The organism is Humiphilus diazotrophicus, from assembly GCF_059726315.1.
In genome coordinates, this window is sequence record NZ_AP040870.1 from 2,566,680 (window position 1) to 2,592,269 (window position 25,590).

Consider the following 25,590-nt stretch of genomic DNA (forward strand, 5'->3'; position numbering starts at 1 on the left):
GACAGATTGAGGCTTTACACCTTCGATGCATACCAGTACATCTATCCCATAATGGTCACCACCGGGCAAGTTGCATTCACGATAATCTGAAAGGCTCTCGAGGCTCGTGCTTCAAAATCGGCATGGGAGGTCTTCCTGATTCCAAGGATCAGTAGATCTATCGCCTGATCTTCTATATGATGAAGGACCCGCTTAGAAACTTTTCCCGATTCGATAAATGTCTTTGGGCTTACAAATTCTCTGGCCCTTTCCGGCAAAGCACTCTCTAGAGCATCATAAAATTGCTTCACCATTTCTTCATGTCTGCTCGCATCATTAGAGCCCTCAGTTCTTGCGACATGCAGAATATGGAGTTCGGAACCAAGCAACTCCGAAAGGAACACTGCCCAAACAGAAGCCCGGATGGCAGCAGTGGAAAGATCCGTTGCAAGAAGGATTTTTCGGAACGGGAAATCGATCAAGGACGATGCTCTTATCCGCGGTCCCACGGTTAAGCATGGCCAGGTTGTAGCTCGCAAAATCCCTTCGGCGACAGACCCTATAATTCCGCGTTCAAATCTGCCACCTCCATGTGTACCAAGCACAATCAACGCCGGTTGATTCTTATCTGCCAACGTGGGTATCACCTGGATTGGATCACCTTCCTGAAGAACAGGCTCAGTGATCAAAGCATCTCTCTTCAGCGCCAGTGAGACGCGTTGAAGATATTTCTCAAGATGCGTTCGCTGTTGCGAGGCAACCCTCTTTGCAGCTTCAATCTCCAGTGCTGCCTGAGAAAGAGAAAAAGCATGAGCAACAATCAGCTTGGATGACAGCTTCTCCGCGAACAAAGATGCATAGACACCCGCGTTTTCGGAACTCTGAGAAAAGTCCGTTGCAAATACCACAGAATTCAGATCCATTTGCTGCTTACCTTCCACCTGCATAAAAGCTTCCTTATCCGGACACAACGAGACTTACAGACTTAATTCGGCAAGAACATTCCTTGACTCGGCTCGAACAAGATCAATTAACTGTCTGACGGGTCCTTTCGGCTCCGGACCATTCAGCATTGCAATACTCAACTCGCGGCGAATGGGTCCATTTTCCAGACCCACAGTCCGAATTTTTCCCAGCTGCAAAGCTCGCTCTATAGCCAGCTTAGGAACAAAACCAACGCCAAGCCCAGCTTCTACCCCAGCGATAATTGCCTCCGTGGAATCTATATCCACTGAGGTACGCAGCTGTTGCCGCAGCACTCCGTTTTGCTCCAGATATTTCTCAACAAAACGACGCAGGCCCGATCCTGCTTCCCGCAATAGAATAGGTTCCTGAACAAGCTCGGCCGCTCTTAGATATTCTTTGTGAGCCCAACGATGATCGGGATGAACGATGACGGCAAGCTCGTCTTCACCGAATGCTTCGATCTTCAGATCGGGACGAAATGCCGGAGCCTCAATAAAGCCTATGGCAATCTCATAACGCGATAGCGCATGAATAATGTCATTCGTACTTCCACTAACTACATGCACTCGCAGCTTAGGCCAATCTGCCAGCAACGACGGAAGCAATTTAGGCAGTAAATAAACCGCGATTGTATGGGAAGCACCAATGCTTATTTCAACACTTTCCTGCCCACCAAATGAGGCGAGCGTAGCGATCGCCTCATTGGTGATAACCTCAATTTTTCGCACGTACACAAGAAGAGACTCCCCTGCCGGAGTAAGGCTAATCTCTCGCCCAATGCGATCGAATAATGCAATCCCCAGGCTCTCCTCCAGAGTACGAATTTGAGAGGTAATAGCAGGTTGAGTTAGATGGAGCTCCTCCGCAGCTCGACGAAAGTTAAGTGTATCGGCAACAACACGGAAGACTCTCAACCGGAAATTCTCTATCATGGATTTGCTCCAGTCTGATAGTTGAGAACGGCCAGTGCCAGTTTGTACTGGTATCTCGCGTTTGTATTTCCAATCTGAGCATCGGTCTGTCCTAATTGCGCCTGACTCAGTTCTACGATCGATCCCAAACCTAGTTGATAACGTGTTTGAGCAAGCGAGAGCGCCAGATTCGCTTGCTGGAGAAGCTGCGCTGTTACACTAACACGCTGAAAGGCCGTATTCGCTGAAAGCCAGGAAGTGTGAACATCTCTCACAATCTGGTTTCGAAGCTCGCGTGTCCTTTCGGCATCTGCTTGCGCCCGGTACTGCGCTTCCTTCGCCTGTGCGCTATACAGAAAGCCGTTGAAGACGGGAATATTCAGATTTACGCCAATACCGCCCCACCAATTTGCTGTGTAGTACTGCTCGGGACGAATCGGCACGCTTCCGACTGTTCCTCCAGCGCTTATCGATGGGAGCATCTGGTCCCGCTGAGCGCGGCTAAATTTCAACGAAGACTGTTGCTCATAGTTCATGGCTTGCAGATCGGGTCGCTGCTGCAGCGCCAATTGCGTCAAACGATCTACATCCGGGGGAGGCGTCTGCAGTTCCGTATCGTCCTCGACGAGATCATAAGTTACCTGTCGGTCGAGACCGAGGACCTCGTCCAAAACAGCCATTGTGGAATCGGCATTGTTTTGAGCATCGAGCTGAAGCATCTTTGCCTGCGAGAGATTGACATCGGCAAAACTCAAGTCGAGTGTGGACTTGAGATTATTCTTTGTCATCTCGTTGACTTGCTGTTGCGTTGTCTGCCTCGCATTTACCGTTTGCTGCGCAACCTTAAGCACAGCTTGTGCTTGCAGCGCATTGTAAAAGGCCTGATCCGTTGCCAGAACAATATCTTCTGCTGTCGCAAGCGCATTGGCATCTTGAGCTTTTTCTCGCAGTCGGGAGGAAGCCAGTAGATTCCTGGTTCGACCAAAATCGAGAAGAAGCTGAGTAAGATTTACTCCTGCTCCCGCATGCTCAAAAAGTCTCGAGGCAGTAATAGAACCAGCAGAGATTCGAGAACCATCTTTCGCGTCAACCGCAGTAAGATTTGCACTAAGGTTCGGAAGATAAGCAGAGCGAGTCTCTCGAACAACCTGATGCTGAGCCAGGGTCAACAAGCGGCCTATCGTCACACGAGGATTATTCTTAATTGCCAACCGCTCTGCTTCCGAACGAGTAAGCCGAATAGAAGATGCAGCTTGTTGACTGTCTTGGCCTAAGCCAATTGGCGTTGGCACAAGCGCACTTTCAAGAATTGGACTCTGCATCTGAGAAAGTAAATTGATCTTGGGAGCATCAGGTAATAGAGAATTTCCAGGCACACTCTGTGCCTGGATTTGAGTTCCCCATCCCATGAGCCCGCCTATTAGGGCAACACTCAAAATACAACCGGCAATTTGCCTGAAGCTTCTTGTCATCGAGCACCTCCGGCAACAGGCACTTCGTTTTCTTCTTTCCGGTGAATCCACAAGTATGCTGCCGGAACCAGGAAGACAGTAACAACCACGGATACAGCTAGTCCTCCAATAATGGCACGTGCTAAAGGAGCATACTGTTCGCTGCCTGCCTCGAGCGCCAGCGCCATAGGAATCAAACCAAGCAGGGTCGCAAGTGAGGTCATCAGAATTGGGCGCAGACGCACTTTGCAGGCCTGAGCCACAGCCGCTTTGATCGACAGTCCTTCTTTACGCAAAGTTCGCGTGAATTCAACAATCAGGATGGAATTCGAAACGACGATACCCGTCATCATGATGACACCCATTAAGGACATGATGTTTAGTGATGTTCCCGTAACAACCAGAAAGACCAAAACACCAGCCAAACCAGGAGGAATCGCCAACAGAATAATGAGCGGATCCGTAAACGAAGCAAATTGAGCCATCAGGATCAAATAAACAAGAACAATGGCTACAGCCAATCCGATGCCAAAGCTCTTGAAGGATTGGTGCATGCCCTCGACAGAGCCACGAACAGTTACAAGCGTGTTTCTTGGAGGCTTGAATTCGTTTATGACTTTATTCACCCTGGCACCGACGGCGCCAAGATCTTCGGATGAGGGCATGACGTAGATATCTATCACCCGGCGAAGCTGATAGTGATCGACCTCTGTAGGTGTATTGATATTTCGAATATCTGCAACCGAAGCCAGCTGCGTAATATTGGGATTGTTTTGAGCACGCAGCGGGATTTGCCGGAAATCCTCCATGGACATGTTCTGGATCTTCTTGTCGTAATACTGAACCGTCAGCATATAGTTGTTGCCGGTCTTCGGATCGATCCAATAGTTCGGAGCAATTTGACCATTGGAAGTTAGCGCCGTAATCACGTTATCGACCACTTCTCGGGGTGACAGCCCAACCAGGCTTGCCCGTTCGCGGTCGATATTGAGCTGAAGGCCGGGATAGTCCACATCTTGAGGAATCAATACGCCGCTCACGCCGCGCACCTGACGCAACTCATTCGCAATCTTTTGTGCGAAGGCATAGCCCCCATCCATATCGTTGCTACTGACCTGGATGTCGATAGGAGCGGGAAGACCAAGATTAACGACCGCGTCCACCAGACCTCCGGATTGAAAGTAGGTCGTCAACTCTGGAATATCAGCAGACAGCCGCTGCCGAACTCTACGCATGTACTCGTAGCTTCCGACACCATGGTCCTTCTTCAGACTGACCTGAACAAAGGCCGAATGCTGCCCTGAATTCGTGGTATAGATTGCGGAAAGGTCAGGAGTAACCCCGATGTTGGAAACGATCATATTCAGATCGCGTGCAGGAACGATGTTACGGATTTCCTGCTCTACCCTTGCCACATACTGATTCGTTAACTCAAGCCTGGTACCCGTAGGTGCTTTAATATTGATAACGAATTGCCCTGGATCTGTGCGTGGAAAATAGGCGGTCTTCAGCAGGGGAGAGATCCCGAAGCAGAGGAGCACAGAGCCCAGGATGGTCAATGTTGTTGTCACCGGACGGAGCAGGGAACGATTGACGGCAATATCGTATTTCTCCAACATTGCCTGGAAACGCACGTTGAACCCGTGGACGATCCGATGAAAGAACGACAGCTTTTTCTTGCCTCGCGATTCACTGCCACCAGGCTCCGCTAAAGCCTCTGTTTCAGAAGCAATTTCAAGATCCTCATGCTCGACACGAATGAACTTCGCACAATAAAGCGGCACAACTGTCATTGCCACCATGTAGGAAGCAAACAAGGAAAAGACAACAGTTAAGGCAAGAGCCGTGAACAGATAACGGCTAACGCCGTACAGGAAAACAACAGGAAAGAAAACGATGGCCGTGGTAAAGGTAGCCGCCAAGACTGCAAGTTGTACTTCCTTGCCGCCTTTTTCTGCGGCCACTTCAGGGGACTCTCCCATCTCGAGATAACGGAAGATGTTCTCCAGAACGACAACTGAATTATCAATAAGGCGAGAAAAAGCCAGTGCCAATCCACCCAACACCATGGTATTGATCGATCCGCCCCCGAGACTGATACATATAAACGCAGCGAGTGCCGACAGTGGAATCGATAAAAGAACTGCGAAGGTCGCTCTCACGCTCCCCAGAAAGAGCAGAATCATCAGGGCAGTAAGGACTAGTCCGATACCGCCTTCATTCATCAGGTTTACGATGGCCGTCTTCACAAAGACAGATTGATCGAAGACAACAGACGTTTTAAGAGTGCTTGGGACGTCCAACAGATGACGAACAGCGGTCTTTACTCCATTCACAATGGCAATGGTGTTGCTATTCCCACCCTGCTTCAGGATCGGCAGATACACCGACTTCTGCCCATCAACTCGAACGATGTTTGTCTGTAACTGCCCGGCATCGCGTGCTTCGCCAACATCCCCAACCATCACAGAGGCATTGCCCACCGACTTGATAGGCATTCGATTGATCTGTTCGGTTGTAGGAATTTGGCTGTTGGCGTAAATGTTGTAATCTTTCGCTCCGATGCGCACGTCGCCCGCAGGTAGGATGAGATTCGACTCATTTACAGAACGCACAACATCCATCAAGCTGAGCTGATGTGCTTCAAGCTTTACCGGATCGACATAAACCTGGATTTGGCGATAGCGTCCGCCGTACGGCTGAGGAACGGAAGCTCCGGGCACATTGGCAACCTGGTTTCTAACCGCAAACTGCGCAAGGTCCTTCAGATTCGTTTCATTGAGTCCCTGCCCTTTTAACGTGATCAGACAAACAGGCAAGCTGGAGGCATCGAATTTGAGCACAACTGGAGGTAATGTTCCCGGGGGGAGACGTCTTAGATCGGCAAGGGCTAAATTCGAAATATTGCTCAGTGCTGCATTCGGATCGGTTCCTGGCTGGAAATAAATCTTGATCAAACTCACGCCCGTCAGAGAGCGCGATTCAATATGGTCGATATTACTGGCCAGGGTAAAGAAGCGTTCGAAGGTTCCTGTAATATCGGCCTCAATCTGCTGAGGCGGCATTCCGGAGTAAAAGGTTGCAACAACCACAACGGGGATCTTAACTTCAGGGAAAAGGTCGACGGGCATTGAAACCATCGAACTCACACCGACGACGATAATCACCAAGCAAAGCATGATAATGAAGAAGGGATAGCGAATGGAGAATCCAGACATTACTGATCCCCTCCTTCTTCTTGCGTTTGAGTAAAGCTGGCAGATGGAACAAGCTGAGGATGCACTACTTCCCCTTCTTTGTAGCCAGACTGTCCACCGGTAATTACTTTTTCTCCTTCTTTCACCCCTCCAGTTACTTCGACGAATACTGTCCCTTGAATACCTAATTCCACCTTGCGCCGGTGAATCTGATTCTGACTATCAACAACTAGGACAGACGTTTCGTTCCCACTCTTGATGACAGCTTGTGAAGGAATCGTCAGGACATGGTCGTGCTGCTCTAATTGCAGAGTGGCATTTGCATACATTCCAGGAGTCAGGGACAGATCCTTGTTTTCTACATCGATCTCTGTCTCCATCGTTCCGGTGCTGAAGTTGATGTCACGCGTGAAGCGAACGACCTTCCCGGTAAGCGAACGGTCAAGAGCATCTACGTGAAGCCGCACTTCCGATCCTTCATGGATGTAGCGCACGGCATCCTGAGGAACAGGAATGCGCAGCCGCAGCAGACTACTCTGTGAGAGTTTCACTACGGGCAGAGATTGAGTATCGGAAGCAGTGCCTGCCTGAATAAGCGCCCCGGTATCTGCATAACGCCAAACAATAACGCCATCGATGGGAGCAATGACCTTTGAGTATCCGGCGAGAGCCCCAACCCGCTCATTATTCGCACTATCAACATTCGCTTGTTGCTTCGCTGAAGCCAGCGCCGCCTTTGCTTCGTCTATCTGCGCCTGAGCAGCCAGATCCTTTGACCTTGCGTCATCCAGTTCCTGTTGCGCAATCAGGCCCGGCTGCGCAGCTGAAGCTTTTTGTAGACGTTCGTATACCGCGTGGAGAGCAGAGTACTGCGACTCTGCACGAACAACCTGGCTCTGAGCCCTTACAATCTCATGCTTGCTGCGTTCAACTTCGGAGATAGTCCCCTTTAATTGAGCATTCAGTTCCGGGACCTCAAGAATGGCAAGGGTCTGTCCCTGGTGAACACGATCGCCAATATCTACAAAGATCTTTCGAACATATCCGGAAACCTTCGCATGTACATCGATCACCTGATACGGTTGGAATTGCCCTGCCAGATTCAGAGTGCGCGCTACAGAACCGTAACTCACTTCTGCAACACTGGCAGATGGAACTTCGGCTGCCTTCACCTGAGGACGTCTCTCTTTAGAATTGAGCGACACAAAACCAACAGCAGCCAATACCACTGACGCTGCAGCCAGAATCAGCACAAAACGTTTTCGCATGTAAGAACACCCATGTATCCGCGTTGCGTCCGAAACACACTGAGGAGGGACACACGTTCTCCGGCAGAGAACATACCTCGCATGACCGGACGTTTACACTAAGCCGGAAGAATGAGCTGTAAGGAAATTAGAGAACTACGGGAGGGGGCCGGAAGAAGAAGGGACTAGGATAGCTGTTGCCACATACGCCCCAGATGAGCCTGAGGTTCCTGTAGTAGCGACGCCAGATTGCGAGCAAAGAAACTCTGTTAGCAGCAAGAGCCAGCAACGCGAACCCGGCAATAAACGGGATACGCGGCATGGGATCAGGCTCGCGATCATGTGAAGTATTTTGATCTACTTCGTTGTTTGCCTCTTTTAGCAGAAGCTTAGCAGCCGGAACCAAATGCGCATTCGACTCTGGAGGAGCATAAAGCGAAAGCTTGTATTGCAACCCCCAAAGAGAAACAGCAAGACCCAATACCAGGAAGAAGAGCATCTTCCAGGAGATCCCTAACTGTTTTCTATGTCGCGAACCCACTTTGAGATTCCTTTTCACACCTGTCCTGCAGGCGATTATCGAAGGTAGCCTTCGTAAAACCTACCTATGCTTTGATAGCACATCCACCCTAGCTGTGACGCAAAAATATCTTATGAAAAATAGTTTTTATTGATGGGTCGCGCTAAGCTATTGGATTTCAACCATATGCTGGAGCACCTAGAGTAAGAATACATCCAAACAAGATCTGCGGCATATGGTCGTCCTTTAGAGAATGACCATATGCACTCTATTCCAGATCTATACCGAAGCCTAAGATACTGTGAGGAGAGGAACTTCCATCGTTGCTATTCCTCAAGTATGCGGTTGCGGCTATGAGGCAGCGCCACACTGCAATGGCGGCGGACAGATATCAACTCCGCAACAACTGAGACGGCGATCTCTTCAGGAGTGGTCGACCCGATATCGAGGCCAATAGGAGCGTAAACCCGGTTGAGAATTTCACGCGAGACACCTTGTGCCTCCAATTGTTCGTAGAGGGCAAGGACCTTACGTCCGGAACCGATCATGCCAATGTAGCGTGCCTGCGTATCAATGGCCCAACGAAGCACTCTCAAATCATGGCGATGTCCACGGGTGACAATCACTATATAGGAAGAATCAGGTGGAGCGAGCTTCGACGTCACCAGGTCCATATCTTCAGCATGGACATCCAGTGCCTCCGGAAAGCGTTCGCGATTAGCATAGATTTCACGATCATCCACGATTACCACTTCGAAGCCCGCGAGAGTCGCGATCTTGTAGACATTAAAGCCAACGTGCCCAGCTCCAAACACATAGAGAATAGGCGAGGGAATAATAGGTTCCACAAACACCTGTAATGAGCCGCCGCAGACAAGTCCGGTATCTTCGTCAGGCTGTTGATCCAGATTAAAAGTAAATGTCTTCGGCTTCTCCTCTTTCATCACTTGCTCCGCCCCTTTGCGCACATCGGCTTCAACACAGCCCCCACCAACAGTACCGAGGATAGAACCGTCCTCCAGCACCAGCATCTTGGCTGCTGCCTCTGAGGGGATAGAACCGCGAACATTCACAATCGTGGCAAGAGCCGCACGTTTGCCCTGTCGCTTTAGTTTGACAATTTCCTCAAAGATATCCATTACAAATCCTCGCTTTTATCAGCCATTCGATGGCACGCAAAATCTGATCAAATCACGAAAAGGACAAAGACCGTTCCCTTAACTTTTGCACGGCTCCCGACAGAACAGTAATCAACTGGTCGATATCGCTCCCAGTATTCTGTTTCCCCATACTGAAACGGAGACTTGAGCGAGAGCGTTCGCCGGAGACACCCATTGCCATCAACACGCTAGATGGATCTGCCTGCCCGGAATTGCATGCCGCACCACGAGAAACAGCAATCCCCTGCTCATCAAGAGCAAGCACCAGAGCATCGCCACCAACATGATCGAAAGAGATATTCGAGGTATTAGGAACGCGCGGTGACTGGCGTCCATTCACGACCGTCTCGGGGATCGAGTCCAGGACCGCGGCCTCAAGTTTATCTCTCAATGCTCCAACTGCTTGCGGCCATCCCTGTTGGAGGCCCAAGCGCGCTACTTCACAAGCGCATCCTAAGCCAACGATGCCTGCGACATTTTCTGTCCCGGGACGGCGATGATTCTCCTGATGACCACCGTGTAATAAAGAATGTAAGGGAGTTCCTCGCCGCACAAACAAAGCGCCAGCGCCTTGGGGACCATGCATCTTGTGAGCTGTAATCGTCAAGAGATCACAGCCAATTGCTTTGGTCGAGACAGGAACCTTCCCGGCAGCCTGCACGGCATCCGTATGAAACCATACATCGGCCTCGGCTGCAATTGAAGCAATTGCTTCAACAGGTTGCAGGACTCCGGTCTCATTATTGGCCATCATGATTGAAATGAGCTTGGTGTTGGAACGCAGAGCACGGCGTACATCGTCAGGATTAACCTGTCCACTTCCATCCACGCCAATGCGAGTAACCTCGCAACCGATGTGTTCGAGAAACGTGCACGTCTGCGAGATTGCACTATGCTCGATAACGGAAGTAATGATGTGATCTCCCGGCGTCACCAGTCCAAGGAGTGCCAGATTATCGCCTTCCGTCCCGCCGCTCGTAAAGAGAATTTCTGTAGGCGCACAATCCAGGAAATCTGCGACCCGCTGGCGCGCCTGCTTGACCGCCGCCAAAGTCCGGCGTCCGCATTCATGAATAGACGAGGGATTACCGAAGCGCTCCGAAAAATATGGAAGCATCTGATCGAGAATCTCAGGCAACACCGGAGTGGTGCCATTGTTATCGAGATAGATCATATTATTGCCTCCTCACTTCTTTGGCTGGGGTCCGCTTTGTCAACGCCGGCCTGATTTCTGTAACAGGACGAGTATTTAATGGCACATAATTCAGCAAACGCAGCCGAACCTTCGATGGCCCGTACTCAAGAATGCTCAGGCATCCATAATCCTGACCGATGCTAAAGAGATTCGATATCGGAATACCCAGAGCATCGCAAAGAATCATGCGATTAACACCCGCATGCCCCACCATGAGTACATTCCCTTCAGTACCGTCCAGAATCTTGCGTAAGGTGGGCAAAACGCGAGCACGGCAGTCGGCAAAGCTCTCTCCGCCCGGAGGACGCCAATTCTCCAGATCCCTTCCTCGCGCGGCATACTCTTCCGGATACTGTTGGCCTATTTCTTTGAAGCTATAACCATCCCAATCGCCCAGACTTATTTCACGGATGCTGGGTATTACTTCTATGGAACGGACTCGATTACCTGCAATGATCTTTGCTGTGCGATGCGAGCGGGATAGATCGCTACAGCAAACCAGATTGAAAGATACTGGTTCCAGCCATTTGCGCAGCGACCAAGCCTGCTCGATTCCCTCTTCACTGAGGGGCGCTTCCACTTGGCCAATGTAGGCTTTGCCCCGCACCGAGAAGATCGCGCCGTGGCGAACGAGATAGAGGACTGTAGAGCTCATCTGTTTTCAAACACCTCAATTCTTCGTTTTTCGGCGGTCAAGGGAAGAGGCTGATGGGTAAAATCGATCCTGAGCTCAAGCTCCTTACGCCTTCTCGCTTCACGGATGACGGCAATCCTATCCAAAGCATCGATGATCTGAGGCAGTACTAACTCATCCTCATCGCTCATCACATTTACGAGCAACGTCAATCGCAATCGACTTCCAGAAGCTAGCGATGCTCGAAAATCAAGAACACCAGGTACACCGAAAAGAACTTCATCCAGCATCGAGATTGTAATTGTGCCGCTAGCACTCAGAGGCACGCCACTATCTATCCGACGCTTTATTTTCTCCAGCCTTCGGAGAATAGAACCACAAGAGCAGGAGCCGCAGACAAAACGCGAAATGTCGCCGGTACGGTAACGAATCAGCGGCATGCCGGTTCGGGTGAGAGTCGTAAAGACTATTTCTCCTTCTTCACCCTCCGGTAAGGGCTCTCCAGTATTTACATCCACAATTTCAAAATAGAAATCGGTTTCGCGAAGATGATAGCCTTCGTGTGCCTCGCAATCGATTCCTCCACCAAGTCCCATCTCTGTCATTCCGTAGTGCTGGAAGATCTCAGCGCCCGAACGCCGACGAATGGCATTCATCAAACTATCGGGAACATGATCGCTGCACAGCACAACACTATGCAAAGACTGGAAAGCACTGCTTCCAGCGGCAACTGCATGATAGGCCAGTGAAAGTATCTGCACCGGCAGGCCTATGATACTGGCGGCCTTCAGCTCTTCCATTTTTTTCAACGTCAGCATCGGATCCTGCACGATGCCGTTTGGAATTGGAAGGATCCCTGCACGAGCTATCCCCTTGGCAAGCTGATACCCTACACTTCCCTCCCGCTCACCGGGCAATGCGATTAGCATGGCCTCACCAGGTGCAGCTACGGTAGAAACACCGTGTTCAAAGAAGTCTAGAGCCAACTCAAGATCGGCAGCAGTAAAGAAGAGACGTTTGGGATCTCCACTGGTACCGCTACTTGCAAATGTAACCACTCTCTCGATTTCGTCTTGAGAAACACAGAGAAAGCCACCAGGATTCGCGGCGAGATCTGTTGGCCGTGTAAAGGGAAGATGCCTGATCTCGCCCAGAGATGAGAGTGCGCGTGGAGCAACACCGGCAAGATGCTGCGAATAAAACCCACCGCTTCGACATACCCATTCGAGAGTCTGTTGCAGCTTCTCTGCCTGATATTGAGAAATTGCTTCGCGCGATAGTTGATCGGGACTGATATTTAGCTTCCCGGCAATCCAGGAGTCGAGAGGCGTCTTTCTAACCGTAAGCGCCGTGCTGCTCATCGGACACCTCCACTCAAAGATACATATTCTCGTTGAAGCCGATACAGACTCTCGCCCAAGCTACTGGTGAGGTTATAAGCACAAAGTGGAATGAGCTTTTCGTTGTCAGTTACGGCGTGCAGGAAACACTCACGCAACCGCTCGAGATCGAGATTCCAGGCATCTTGAAAGGCCATGCCGGAAACGCTGAGAGATCTTGCATTATCCGCAAGAAACGCATCAAGACTTGCGAGCCCTGAATCTTCATTACTATCGAGAAATCCAGCTTCAGCTGCGGCGGGAAACGACCATTGCTGAGCAACAAAGCGCCGCGCCTTGCGTGCTTCCTCTCCGTTCCCTATCCCACCTAAGCTGCCACCCAGCTGAACCAGAGATTGAGATGTAGTCGATCCACAGCAGGAGACCTTCGCCGGCTTTACTGATGGCTTAATCGTTCCGCTGCTGGAAATCCAGAATTTTCCCTGGAAAGAGCAGTATGCATTCTCTCCGGAAGCGGCATAAAAATCGCCGGCATGAAATTGTCCATTGGTCTGCTGTTCAATCGACCGAAGCACCTCGGGAATGGTGATTCTGTCACAATCGCGAGGAGGCGAAGGATAACGCCCGAAGTAGCTAACCGGCTGAAAGTGCACAGCGCGCACCACCGGAGAATTGTCGATAGCCAGTCGCAGGATATCGCCGATCTGATCAGTGTTTACTGCCGGGACCAAAGTGGGAACGAGTACTACACCCAGGTGCTGATCTCCGCAATTACGAATCGCAGCGAGCTTCAGCTTCAGCAGATCTCTGCCGCGAATGGTGCGATATGTTTCACTCCTGACGCCATCGAATTGTAGGAAGACACAATCGAGCCCTGCCTGCTTCAGGAGATTCACATACCTGGTATCTTTCGCAAGGCGAACACCATTGGTGTTGAGCTGTAGAAAGGGAAATCCCATGGCGCGAATCATTGCAATGATCTCAGGAAGATCATCTCGCAAGGTAGGCTCGCCACCGGATAGTTGAATATTGAAGGGCCCGCCAGAGGCCAACAGTGAGCGGCATTGCCTGGCGATCTGCTCGATGCTCGGATCCTGCTTCCGATCGGCGGCTGCGTCGGCAAAGCAAACATGACAGGCGAGATTGCAGCGACTGGTCACTTCCAGAACTACACAGCACGTGTGCTGACGATGCTCCTCGCAGAGGCCACAATCAAAAGGACATCCCTTCGCTACCGGAGAGCCGCATACCGGTGGACGCGATGGTGGCTTACCCGGTCCAGGCCAGGAGAGATACGACTCTACTCCTCTCCAGATAACCGTCTGGAAACAGCCATGCTCTGGACAAGTCTTGCGAAGAAAGACATCGTCGTCTTCCACGATTCGCTCGGCAGCAATTCGCCGTAAGCAAACAGGACATACGCTTTCCGTTTTGCTTAGAATCTTTGTCGCCCGGCATGTATCTGTCGTTGCCATAACTATAGATCCGGTATGCATGTGGGCTGCCAAACGACAGCACTAGAAGGAATGCTCGATGTATGTTGGTGCAAAAAGCAGCCCAACGCTATGCCGAGCTCCTTCTCTACAGTCACAGCGATTTTACGAGCTGTTACTAGACGGCGCTTAACTCCTTTTAGAGCTTCTGTGTCGTAACGGAAACGGGTAAATGCAGGACGGAAGCGTTGGTTCAGGGTGATAAGGGTATCTCCGCGCACCAGCTTGTCGGCAAGATAAATCAGTGCCGCTTCCGACAGCTTTCCATCCGGGAAGTCAAACTCCATGTGAGAGGCCACTACCTCCGCAACTCGGGAAAAGCCCATGGAACGAAGAAGTGCAGCTCCATGCTGGGCATGATCGGGCATGCCTTTCGAAATGTCGTGCAGCAGGCCGCTGGCACGAATCAAATCAATGTTGAAGCTAAAGCCCTTTTCATTTAAAGCAAAAGCAATGCTGCAGGCGATATTAGCAACAGCCTTTAAATGATGCAGCAACGGGGGAGCCACCCCACGGATGGAGAGAATCGATTCGCATTCGCCACTAGAAGGGATATCGCGTACTTCTTCTAGAGAACAGATTCGTGCATAGTCCGCAGGAGTATCCATATCAAGATGAATGGCTTCGTCCGCGACCTGTGCATCACATACTTTGTTTTCATGTCGTTGAAGCAAATTGCAGAAAGGCCCGGAAATTTCGGGGTTCAGAGTCTCTCTCAAAATGCTATGTGCAATCAGGGGCGGATGACCTCGCTCCCCTTGAAAGACGGGATAGATTATCTGCTTGCCTGAGGCAGTAAAGGCGGATTGCAGCAGGTGCAGCGTATTAGCACGCACCAGGGGAATATCAACGGGAAGAACAAAAGCTGCATCTGCGGCAGGAGGAAGCGTACGTACTCCTGCCTGCACGGAAGAATACATTCCTTGCTCAAAATACGGGTTGAAGGCACAGGTTGCGCCCGCCAGCTCAACCGTGGGCTGCAATTCTTCGGCACGATGGCCAAGTACAACGACGATGTCGCTGATCCCGGCTTTGCGAAATAGCTCTATCACATGCTCAATCACGGTCGATCCGGCAAGAGGTAGTAAAGGCTTTAGCCGGACCATTCGCGACGAGTGTCCCGCAGCCAGGATGATTGCAGCAAAACGTGGCACTCCATGCTCCTTAGGCGGATTGTGTATTTCTGGCGAACTCATAACCGTTTTCCGCCAAGATAGCCTTTAGTTTCTCCAGGCTCTCGAGAACAATTGCAGGGCAACGGGACATCTTATTTCGAGCATCGTCCTGCAGGATCTCCGAACAATTGATTCCTCCATAACGCGCGGTGTATTCCGTCTCAAACCATTCAACGAAACGGCTCAGCATATCGGGGAGGCAATCAGCGGCATTATTTTCCGAAGAATCTTTACCTGCATACAATCCCAACAGACAACAACCACCGGTTAGCGCTCCGCATACCTTCCCGCAGCCCAGCCCGCCAAGCAGGCCGCTCATCGCTCGTACCAGGTCGGGATTCTCCTTGCCTTGTGCCTCAAGTGCCATAATCAGGAGAATCTGACTACAATTAAAGCCCTGCATAGCCAACTCCATCATGCGGAAGCTTTCTTCATTCATAAGGTTCTCCTTTATATGAATTGCGTGTAGCAATGAGAAGAAAATAACCAGCCTTCACAGCTCGCATGGCCGACTGAATCTCCATCCCAGATGCATCCGAGCCGTCGCATTGCCAGAGCATCTCTAGACTTCCATGTTCCATCAGAATCCGAGCAACAAACTCACGGAGCGCCGGAGTATGATCCTCCCACACATTCAGGGTGAACCCTTTCGCAAGCAGGCGCGCTTCCAGCTCTTCGCGAATAATCATGCCTGATATGCACGATTTGGCAAGCGACCTCACAGTGGCAATGGCTTCAGGCTCACGCGCATAAAGATCCGAAATTATCAACCGGCCACCGGGGCGACAAACTCGGGCGCACTCTTCCAGCACCCGCTCCTGATCCTCCACTACGGAAAAGCTGCATTCCGCTAATACACCATCGACAGAATGATCCCGAAAAGGAAGATTCTCCGCAGAGCCGCGAATGCGTACACCATCCACTTGATCGATTTCATCGGGAAGAGGGTCGAGGCCGATTGCCTGGTAGCCTTGCGAGGATAGGAGATTCATAGTGCCACCCGATCCGCACCCCAAATCTAGAATCACAGCTCCGGGTTGTAGTGCTGCCAGATCCAGAGCATGGAAGGTAAGCGATAAGCCTCCTGGGTGGGAAGAACAGGACTGCGTGCCAGATACTCTTCCGGTTTGGTACGCGGTTTGATCCGGCGGCTGGAAAGAACAACTCATTTGTCCTCCAGGGCCTGTTCAACCTGCAACATCTTTCCTGTAGCTAGCGATTCGGGAATATGCACAAGTCCACAACTGGGACACCGCATAAGTTCGATGGGAAACTCTGCTCCCAGATAAGACGCTAATGCTTTGGCCTTCACCAAAGGCTGCTTACATTTTCCGCACATGAGTTGTGTTTCCATAAGCCTCAACTCACCTGCATCCGATGGGAGTATGCGTTGTAAACGATATACCGGTCTCCCTCTACCGAGTATTCAACCCAATAGGTCACGCATGTCGGCCGATGATAGGCCAGGAAGTGACCCGTCGAAGGATCTTCGAAGTACTCTCCTGTTTCTGTTGCGTGCATGATTACTTTCTGCACATCCTCAACCAGAATCATTCGCTTCTCCAGTAGTGCTCGAACATTGTCGGAGATATCGATCTGCAGTTTTTCTTCCACAGCACCTCCCTGTTCTCCCCAGAGTTCTGTGAGCAACTGACTCTTCAAGCGGGCGCGGTTCTCTCTGCGCCAAGAGAACCCGGGATCTGGTCTGGATGCCGGATCTGTTTGATCATTCGCAGGAAAGATCAGATCCAGGATGTGTACAGCACGTTTACCGTGATGAACAAATCTATCACGACACATGGAGCAATAGGTTACATAGTCCTCATCGCTTTCCTGTCCACGCCGGATCACGATCTTGTCGGCGAGGTCAGGATTGGCAAACTGCGCTAACCCTCCATAGCCGCAGCAGGTGGAGAGTCCACGTTCATTCAGTTCCTGCACTTCAATGCCGAGACCAGAGAGCAACTCTCGTGCACCATCTTCAACTTCCCGCATATTTCTGGTGGAACAGGGATCGTGAATAGCCATTGCATGCAACATCGAAGCTGGAATGGTGGAAGAAATACGTGCGAGATCGATATGCGACCACAAAGGCTCTACGGGAATCTCCGGAAGATGATCGTGAAGAACCCGGTAGCAGGAGGAGCAGGCCGTAATTAATCTGGGCTCGCCCAATTCCTTCCATGCATTCTGCAATGTATGAAGTGTCTGATGAAAGAGCAGTTCCTCCCCTGCCCACAATGCCGGAGCACCACAGCACGATAGGATTAGCCCTACGCCTCCTGGATGGCTTTCACTGAGATGTGCATAACAGGATGAAACATGCTGCGGAGAGGATGCCGACAATTGACATCCGGGAAGAAAGGCAAACCGGCTCTCTTTAAACCCAGGCTGATGCCGGACCAGAGTAAAGGCATCGCTATTGCTGAAGGCCATGTCGCGCAACGCAAAGTCATGAGCTGAAGGAGGCATCTTGCCTGTCTTCACCATGCCTTCGCGAGCAAGGAGACAAATCTCCGCCATGCTCAATTTTTCGGGACACACTGTCTCACACAGACCGCATAGTGTGCAGGAATTGATCATACGATTAGCGGTATGAATTCCCTTGATGATGCATTCGTTGTTGTAAATCTCACGAACGTAGCGTTTGGGATAGGAACCATACTGTTTGAGATACTCGCAAACCTTCACGCACTCCAGGCATTGGCAAGGGAAGCAGCGCTTGGCCTCACGTTGTGCTTCCTCTTTTGTATATCCGCAACTCGGATCTGAAGGAAGAACCGCCGGCAAAGGAGTCTCACCTTTCGTGTTCACAAACAGGCGAGATGGATAAGGTCCCTGGTTTTCGCGATTCGCGGTAAGCGATGCTCCCTGGAGAACACGATCAATGGAGATTGCTGCGACACTTCCCTGATACACATCGAAGATCAGCGAATCTTCCTGTTTAATAGCGCCGGCAAAGATCTTGGGATGCGTAGTCGCAAGAGTTAGCGAATCGGTGAGAGGATCTCTCGAATATGGAATCTGCGACTCGTACTCAGCTTCATACTCTACGTACACAGCATCGAAATCCTGCGCAAGCGAATCCAGAGTAAACGTATCGCTCCTAAGAAAATCTGAACTGCTGTAATGAACAGTAATATTCAGCTGACCAATCCTGTCGAGATCGGCACTGATGGCATCCGCAGGTAGAGTAGTTCCCTCCAGTCCCCTAAGACTGCTGAGAAGAACCGGCCCCTCCTCGAAGATCTCAACCTGATACCCTTTAGTGGCAAGAAGAACCGCGGCCGAGACGCCGCTGACATCGCCCCCTACAACTGCAACTCTCTGATCTTTCTTCATCTGTGCCGAGGCAGGCGCGAGAGTACCGCCATATTCAGCACAAGCCTTTTCGAGGGATTGAATGCAAATTGCGTCCCCAGCTTCAGAACGTTTGCATGTTCGTTGACAAGGATGATCGCAGAGGTGAGCAACAATTGCAGGAAGAGGCACAGAACGAGCCAGAATACCGAGACCGGCCTTGAAGTCTCCCTTGCTCACACACTCAATGAGCTTGCGAACGTCCACATGCATGGGACAGGCCGAGGTACAAGACGGTGCCTGTTCCTGAATACATTGAGCTTCCCACCGCCGAACTTGTTCCTGCTCCATGACCCACCCCAATGAGGGGATTACAGAAAACTGTTAAGTATTACAGAAAGTTATTCAATTAAAAAACGCTGGAGCGAGACCGGCATCCCGCCCCAGCAAATTGTCACTTACGCATGCACGAGATTATCTTTCTTTTCTTTCGCTTCCAGTGCCGCCTTAACGATCTTGGGAAGTGCTGGAACCTTCAAGATTCTGACACCACAAGCGTTATAGATGGCATTGAGAATTGCAGGATGCGGCGCGGTCAACGGAGCTTCTCCACATCCTGCCGCTCCGAAGGGACCTAGCGGACGCGGAGTCTCCTGGAAGATGATTTCGATATCGTCAGGAATGTCCTTGATGTACGGCAAGCCGCAATTCTTCAGGCTTGTGTGCACCTTTAGATCGTCGAAATCTTCCGTCAAAGCAAGACCTACACCTTGAGCAAGCCCACCATAGATCTGACCTTCAACGGTAGACCGATTGATGAGTGTACCCACATCCACTACGGTCGTGAACTTTACGACCCGAACTTTCCCGGTCTTCCGATTGACCTCGACTTCGGGCATAAATAGTTCGTACATGTAAACCGGGAATGGATCTCCCTGCGCAGTGTTGACGTCGGAAGCAGTACATGCAGCCGCAACCCACTTACCGTCGTAGCGTAGAGGAATCTTCTCGGCAACCATTTCCTCATAAGTTCGATAGGTGCCGTCGGGCTTGCGCATCGCCGATAGCAACATCTCGCAGCTGACCTTGGTTGCATTACCGGTGAAGACGTTGGAACGGCTGCCACCTGAAGGTCCGCTATTAGGCAGGAGAGTATCGTTCATCTCCAGATGTATCTTCTCAGGATGAATTTTCAAAGGCCGCAAGGTTTCGTGAGCTATCGTCAACGTCGAAAGATCGGAGCCCTGACCATGATCCTGCCAGGAGTTATAGACAGTTACGCCCGTCTTGGTTAGCTCCACTGCTGCCTCGGAACTGTCGGGACCATCTAGGCCGCAACCGTAGATTCCCAACGCCAAGCCGACACCGTATGGCTTTTCAGGAGTCGACAGCTCTTTACAACGCTTCTTCGCCTCTTCATACTTCGGCCGTAGCTTGTCGAACATGCTCTCGAGGCAATAGACGTCGGGAACCTGTCCAGTCGGAGTCGTTGCAGGTGAACGATAGAGGTTACGATAGCGAAGCTCAAATGGATCGATCCCCATCTTCTCCGCCAGCATATCCATTGCGATCTCCGAAGCCAGGAAGGCTTGCGGGGAACCATAAGCACGGAATGCCGATCCCCAGGCATGATTCGTGCAGACTGTACGCCCGAGTCCCCGAATATTGGGGATGTCGTACCCGGCACCGGTAAATTGTGCCTGACGTTGTGTCAGAAGGTCGCCGAATTCGGAATACGGACCATGATCGATCCACCAATCCGTCTCCATCGCGATTAGCTTGCCATCCTTGTCGGCGCCGAGCTTGACCTTGACGTCTCCAGGAGAGCGCTTCCCGGTGTAGGTGATGTTCTGGAACTGGTCATATACCAACGACACAGGTCTTCTGGTCGCCAGGCAAGCTACACCCAACAGAGCTTCCATCGTCGGGCTGAACTTGTAGCCGAAGGTTCCGCCAGTACCGTTCTGAATAATTCTCAGCTTGTCCGGCTCAATACCGATACCGGCGCAGATCATTGCATGGTGAAGATGCAGACCGATGCTCTTCGACTGAATGGTTAAGCGTTCCGATTCATCCAGATAGGCGCAGCCGCAATCCGGCTCAAGATGAAGATGGGGCTGACGGCTGCAGTACGTCTCCGTCTCAACCGTGTAAGCCGCCTTCTCCATCAGAGGCTTTGTCTCTTCACCCTTCTTAACGCCCTGCTCAAAGTAGACGTTCGGAGTTCCAGGATGAATTTCCATGGCATCGGCAGCCATTGCCGCAGAGCCACTCATGTAAGCAGGAAGAACCTCAAGATCGACCTTGACCTTTTCTGCCGCTGCACGTGCATTCTCGACAGTATCGGCGCAGACGATAGCGATAGCATCGCCGAACTGGAAGACCTTGTCTTTGCAGAGGATTGGACGATCCCAGCCATTCCCCTTATTGGCAGGGTTTGTTAACCCATTGATAGCGTTCTTACCCGGTACGTTCTTCCAGGTAACGATCTTGAAGACGCCTTGCATCTTCTCTGCTTCGGAAGTATCGATGTCCTTGATATTTGCGTGAGAGACTTTCGCCTGTACAAGTGCCAACCGCAATGTATCAGGAGGCATATGCAATGCCACGTCGGCACCAAAGTCCCAGGATCCAGTAACCTTTGCTACGGCCGAAGGACGACGATACGAAGAACCGAGAATGCTTCCGTCCTCGGCTGGCTCGAAGAGCAGGTCTTCTTTCTTCTTCTCTCCGCGAATTACCGAAGCTGCATCCATGACGGCGTCCACCAAAGGACGATATCCGGTACACCGGCAGGCATTCTTGTTGATGTCGAACCAGGTTCTGACTTCCTCACGTGTTGGATTGTTATTCTTCTCGAGCAGCACCTTTGCCGACATCAAGAAGCCAGGAGTGCAAACACCGCATTGAGCTCCACCGTGAGCCATCCAGGAAACCTGCAATGGATGCAGATTCTCCGGCGTTCCAAGTGCTTCGATTGTGGTGATCTTTGCGCCCTTCTCCACTTCGCCAACCGGAATCAGGCAGGCGCGAGTCGCTTCGCCGTCCATAATGACGGTGCAGGTTCCGCATTGGCCTTCACTGCAGCAGACCTTACATCCGGTTAACAAGAGCTGATCGCGCAATACATCTGCAAGACTCTTCTCCGGATCGACTACCAACGGACGGTCAATACCGTTAACGTTGAGAACAATTCTCTCCATGGAATTAACCCCATTCCCTTTCTTTATGCATCTCTCAACTTGCGCTTGGCTCGCTGCAGTCAACGCAAGTGCATATTCCCCGATTCAGCTCCTGCCGAAAGCGTAGCCCCCCGCTTCTCTTTCGGCAGGGATGATTGCACAGAATTGGCCCATAGAGCCAATCCTGCACAATTCGTTACAAACTCATTCAAGAGCTATAGGCCTAGAAGCCGTAGGAGACTTGAAGCCCAAACTGATGACGCGCCTTGAGATTGACCGTAGGCATTACTTGTCCGGCAATCTGTGCAACACCAGCATCAAAATTCAATTTGTGTTTGCCCGAAGGAATGACACGCACACAATAAGTGAGTGTCGTCGGAATATTTAGTGTTGGGAAACCTTCAGGATGATGCGGTTGTTGCGATGCTTCGGAACCGAAGATCACGGTGCTCTTCGCCGGTCCCTTCAGTACAAAGGCAATTGCGCCAAAGGCACGTGCTTGCCAATCCGGAGCGTTTCCGCCCATACCCCACAGTTCGGCATTGGTCCCGCGTACTCCAACATTTAGGACCAAAGGAACCTTCTTAGTTTGGGTGATAAGTTTGGTTGCCACCATATAGATATCACCGTTGTTTTTGCCATTGTTTTTTGCAGGATCCCAAGTTAAGTAGTTACCTACATTGCGATCGCCTGTACGGGCCATAAAACCGGTGGATATTGCAGGAACCCAGTTTTTCTTTTTGAAATTTTCAGGAATGATGATGGCTTTGCCGTTGAAGATATCAAAGCCGTTTTGCCAGAGCGGGCTAAGTGCCTTATCGCCGCCTTCGATATGAAACTCTCGTGTATAGCCGATTTCAAAACGCTTACCGATTCCCACTTCGGTAGACGCTTCCTGAAAATCGCCAATAACTGGTCCCGCATTGAAATAGTGATAGGCAACTACTGCATGTAACTTCTGTCCTTCGGCAGAAGCGGTATACGCCATCGGTGTAACGAAAACTCCAGTTTCGCCTTCCCAACCTAGCGCCTGGGCGTGAAGAGGTACAGTCAAATTGGGCGCCACGCTAGCAATCCCTACCATTGCTATCGCAACGAACAACCGCCGGACTCCGCTTCTCATATCTGTCCTCAGGTTGAACATTCTGTATTTCCTCCTTCGGGATCCTGCTTCTCGCCGCGATAACTTCCTGCATTGAGTTGCGCCGCTCATCTCACCTGGCCAACCTTTTTTGAACGCCAGAAGCACTTCAGGTTTCAACGCTGTCCACAGAACCAGTGAGTTGTGTGGTCGTTCTATCAAAGAACCACCGCACAACTCTCTCGCTCGAATGGACCATCCTAGGACCTAAACTGCTCTTTCTTGCGGATCCCTTGGTTCTCTTTCTGAATGATGTAAATATGCAATTGCTTTGCCACGAGATGTGGAGGGAACGATTATGTGAGGATTGCAGCTACAAAATACACATCAAACCGTCGTTGGTGCTGCAATAAACTCCGATACCGGTCTAAAAAGGGAAGGTCCAACAAAGGGAACGGATCGATATACACCGGAGACACAGCTCTCTAGCTTCTATCTAGGTGTTACATTTTGATCCGAATCAGATACGTGTTCCAAAATTGCGCACGGAGGCGTGCTCAATCTTGGAACATAGGGATAAAACCTTAGCGACGTTCTTCTTCTGGAAGGAGATGGAACTCTTCCATCTTGCGATAGAGAGTATTACGGGCAATCCCCAAATGGGACGCGGCCTTTTTGATATTGCCGCAACTGAAACTTAGGGCATCGACAATAGCCTGTCTTTCCACTTCCCGTAATGGGCGAATAGCTTGAGGAGGAGATATAAGTGGATGATTCTCTACAGGCGCAGTTCTCTTCTCACAGCCATGATGAGGAGAACTCGAAGGGAGATCGATGTTTTCAGCCGTAAGACAAACTGCACCGCGTGCGGCAACAATTGCGCGCTCCAGTACATTTTCCATCTCACGGACATTTCCAGGCCAGGAGTAAGACGCGAGCTTGGCAAAACAATCTTCTGCGATCTCCAGATTCGGCCGTTCCAAACGCGTACAGATCTTACGCGATAAAGAGCGCGTGAGCAGAGGAATATCTTCACCCCTGTTGCGGAGCGGTGGAATCTTTACTTCCAGCACTGCAATACGATAGTAAAGATCCTCGCGGAAGCGCCCGGCCTCTACGTCTTTGCTCAGATCCCGGTGTGTAGCTGCGATGATGCGGATATCCACTTCAATTTCGCGGGAGGATCCAATCCTGGAAATAGTCCTCTCCTGCAGAACTCTGAGTAGCTTAGCCTGCATGATCAAGGACATCTCCCCGATCTCATCCAGGAAGATAGTGCCGCCACTGGCAAGTTCAAACTTACCCGCCTGGCCACCTTTTTTGGCGCCCGTAAACGAGCCATCCGAATACCCGAAAAGCTCACTTTCAATTAGGGTTTCCGGCATTGCAGCACAATTAAGAGCTAGGAAAGGAGCGTGGCTTCTGGCACTGGTACTGTGAATAGCATTTGCGAATATTTCTTTGCCGGTTCCGCTCTCTCCTAAAAGAAGAACGGTGGAGGAGCATGCCGCAGCTAACGCTGCCCACTCCTTTGCGGCTTTCATTGCCGAGCTCTCACCGACAATATCGTCAAACCTTGAGCGGTGAGTGTAATAGACGGTGCCGCGACGCGCATTTTGCTTGTCATTGACTTCGTGGAAGAAAGCAACGGCCCCGACGATGTCACCGGAATCATCGCGAACAGGCGAGGCGGAACTTTGAATTCGCTTGCCGGACCCGTCGATCACAATCTCTTGATTCTCATACTCTTTACCGCTCTTTATCACTTGCAGGATGGGAATGCTTCCCTTGCAAAGGCAGTCGAGCGCCGAACCTTTTGCCACCACAGGATTGATACCCAGTATCTGGCCGCCACGCGCATTAATGTCGGTAACGATCCCTTGACTGTTGATTGCCAACAAGCCATCGGTTACCCCGTGCATCAGTACATTGGCATAGCGCGAAACCACGCGCAGATCTTGCTGCGCCGTCTCCAACTGCAACTGATTCTCGATAGCACGGACAACTGCCACCACCATTCCGAGAGTATGGGGATTGGACTGACGGCAGTCTCCACTAATATCGATAACACCCACGATGCGACCCGAAGGATCGAGGATGGGCGCAGCCGAACAGGTTAGAAACTGATTTTCTTCCCTGAAGTGCTCCCAGGCAAAAATCTGTACCGGTTTTTTTTCAACTAGAGCAGTACCGATAGCGTTTGTGCCCCGTTTGGCTTCACTCCACGTTGCGCCAGGACACAATTGAACCTCCCGAGTACGGGAGACGATCCGGCGCTCCCCCATCACCTCAAGAAGAAACCCCTCTTCGTCGGTAAGAACGACCTGAAAATCCGAGCCGCGCAGGAAATAACCGAGGTCGCGCATAAATGGACGGGCAATTCGAAGCAATGCCTCTTTTTCATGACAACGCACCTCAAGCGGACGCTCCTCCTGGACAGGTTCTTCGCCAGGAGAAGCTTGAGGATTAACCTGAAGCTCCCGGCATCGCTGCCACGAGTGAGCAATAGCCTCGCGTACAAATCTCGGATCTAATACATCTCTCTCGAGATATTGTTCCCAGGCTTTTTTCCCGAGAGTAAGTAAATTTACCGCCATATTGGACGTATTCTTCAGGGGAGGCTAGCGCGTTTATACAACACTTGATTGTGTTCCAGATCACACAGCAAGGGTCACGCGCAACTCAAGCATATAGAACACATAGAGTTTCCCGCAATCGCATTCTTGCAAGAAGAGTCAGTTTTAGGAGATTGCACAAAA

General features: G+C 51.0%; 19 protein-coding genes. All 19 read right to left on the reverse strand.

Annotated features, from left to right (window positions below; translation table 11 throughout):
• Nucleotides 1–41: 41 nt before the first annotated feature.
• Nucleotides 42–902 carry a universal stress protein gene (locus AC6I7T_RS11425; RefSeq protein WP_497793525.1) on the reverse strand — a complete coding sequence of 287 codons (861 nt, stop codon included), beginning with the start codon at nucleotides 900–902 and terminating at the stop codon, nucleotides 42–44.
• A 54-nt stretch (nucleotides 903–956) separates the two neighbouring features.
• Nucleotides 957–1,877, reverse strand: coding sequence for a LysR substrate-binding domain-containing protein (locus AC6I7T_RS11430; protein WP_497793526.1), 921 nt, complete (start codon nucleotides 1,875–1,877; stop codon nucleotides 957–959).
• Nucleotides 1,874–3,328, reverse strand: coding sequence for a TolC family protein (locus AC6I7T_RS11435; RefSeq protein WP_497793527.1), 1,455 nt, complete (start codon nucleotides 3,326–3,328; stop codon nucleotides 1,874–1,876). The genes AC6I7T_RS11430 and AC6I7T_RS11435 overlap by 4 nt, the downstream gene beginning before the upstream one ends.
• A complete protein-coding gene (locus tag AC6I7T_RS11440) occupies nucleotides 3,325–6,525 on the reverse strand; it encodes an efflux RND transporter permease subunit (protein WP_497793528.1) in 3,201 nt (1,066 codons plus the stop codon). The genes AC6I7T_RS11435 and AC6I7T_RS11440 overlap by 4 nt, the downstream gene beginning before the upstream one ends.
• Entirely contained in the window at nucleotides 6,525–7,772 is a 1,248-nt protein-coding gene (locus AC6I7T_RS11445) for an efflux RND transporter periplasmic adaptor subunit (RefSeq protein WP_497793529.1), read from the reverse strand. The genes AC6I7T_RS11440 and AC6I7T_RS11445 overlap by 1 nt, the downstream gene beginning before the upstream one ends.
• A 127-nt stretch (nucleotides 7,773–7,899) precedes the next feature.
• The gene (locus tag AC6I7T_RS11450) at nucleotides 7,900–8,310 is read right to left on the reverse strand and encodes a hypothetical protein (protein WP_497793530.1); all 411 of its coding nucleotides are present in this window, start codon (nucleotides 8,308–8,310) and stop codon (nucleotides 7,900–7,902) included.
• A gap of 287 nt (nucleotides 8,311–8,597) precedes the next feature.
• Entirely contained in the window at nucleotides 8,598–9,410 is an 813-nt protein-coding gene (locus AC6I7T_RS11455) for an XdhC family protein (protein ID WP_497793531.1), read from the reverse strand.
• Between the two features lie 52 nt (nucleotides 9,411–9,462).
• Nucleotides 9,463–10,605 carry a cysteine desulfurase family protein gene (locus AC6I7T_RS11460; protein ID WP_497793532.1) on the reverse strand — a complete coding sequence of 381 codons (1,143 nt, stop codon included), beginning with the start codon at nucleotides 10,603–10,605 and terminating at the stop codon, nucleotides 9,463–9,465.
• Between the two features lies 1 nt (nucleotide 10,606).
• A complete protein-coding gene (locus AC6I7T_RS11465; RefSeq protein WP_497793533.1) occupies nucleotides 10,607–11,281 on the reverse strand; it encodes a histidine phosphatase family protein in 675 nt (224 codons plus the stop codon).
• On the reverse strand, nucleotides 11,278–12,621 hold the full coding sequence (locus tag AC6I7T_RS11470; RefSeq protein WP_497793534.1) for a DVU_1553 family AMP-dependent CoA ligase: 1,344 nt from the start codon (nucleotides 12,619–12,621) through the stop codon (nucleotides 11,278–11,280). Before AC6I7T_RS11470 ends, AC6I7T_RS11465 begins: the two co-directional genes overlap by 4 nt.
• Nucleotides 12,618–14,075: a radical SAM (seleno)protein TrsS gene (trsS, locus tag AC6I7T_RS11475; RefSeq protein ID WP_497793535.1), complete on the reverse strand. Its 1,458-nt coding sequence runs from the start codon at nucleotides 14,073–14,075 to the stop codon at nucleotides 12,618–12,620. Before trsS ends, AC6I7T_RS11470 begins: the two co-directional genes overlap by 4 nt.
• Nucleotides 14,076–14,077: 2 nt before the next feature.
• Complete coding sequence (locus tag AC6I7T_RS11480) at nucleotides 14,078–15,289, reverse strand: DVU_1551 family NTP transferase (protein ID WP_497793536.1); 1,212 nt, start codon at nucleotides 15,287–15,289, stop codon at nucleotides 14,078–14,080.
• Entirely contained in the window at nucleotides 15,258–15,707 is a 450-nt protein-coding gene (locus AC6I7T_RS11485) for a DVU_1555 family C-GCAxxG-C-C protein (protein ID WP_497793537.1), read from the reverse strand. Before AC6I7T_RS11485 ends, AC6I7T_RS11480 begins: the two co-directional genes overlap by 32 nt.
• Nucleotides 15,700–16,437: a DVU_1556 family methyltransferase gene (gene trsM / locus AC6I7T_RS11490; protein WP_497793539.1), complete on the reverse strand. Its 738-nt coding sequence runs from the start codon at nucleotides 16,435–16,437 to the stop codon at nucleotides 15,700–15,702. The genes AC6I7T_RS11485 and trsM overlap by 8 nt, the downstream gene beginning before the upstream one ends.
• A complete protein-coding gene (locus AC6I7T_RS11495; protein ID WP_497793540.1) occupies nucleotides 16,434–16,622 on the reverse strand; it encodes a DVU_1557 family redox protein in 189 nt (62 codons plus the stop codon). Before AC6I7T_RS11495 ends, trsM begins: the two co-directional genes overlap by 4 nt.
• Nucleotides 16,623–16,627: 5 nt before the next feature.
• Nucleotides 16,628–18,919, reverse strand: coding sequence for a pyridine nucleotide-disulfide oxidoreductase/dicluster-binding protein (locus AC6I7T_RS11500; RefSeq protein WP_497793541.1), 2,292 nt, complete (start codon nucleotides 18,917–18,919; stop codon nucleotides 16,628–16,630).
• A 107-nt stretch (nucleotides 18,920–19,026) separates the two neighbouring features.
• Nucleotides 19,027–21,771, reverse strand: coding sequence for a molybdopterin-dependent aldehyde oxidoreductase (locus AC6I7T_RS11505; RefSeq protein WP_497793542.1), 2,745 nt, complete (start codon nucleotides 21,769–21,771; stop codon nucleotides 19,027–19,029).
• Between the two features lie 202 nt (nucleotides 21,772–21,973).
• Entirely contained in the window at nucleotides 21,974–22,873 is a 900-nt protein-coding gene (locus AC6I7T_RS11510; protein WP_497793543.1) for a DUF3034 family protein, read from the reverse strand.
• 542 nt (nucleotides 22,874–23,415) lie between these two features.
• Nucleotides 23,416–25,428: a sigma-54-dependent Fis family transcriptional regulator gene (locus AC6I7T_RS11515; protein WP_497793544.1), complete on the reverse strand. Its 2,013-nt coding sequence runs from the start codon at nucleotides 25,426–25,428 to the stop codon at nucleotides 23,416–23,418.
• Nucleotides 25,429–25,590 lie beyond the last annotated feature (162 nt).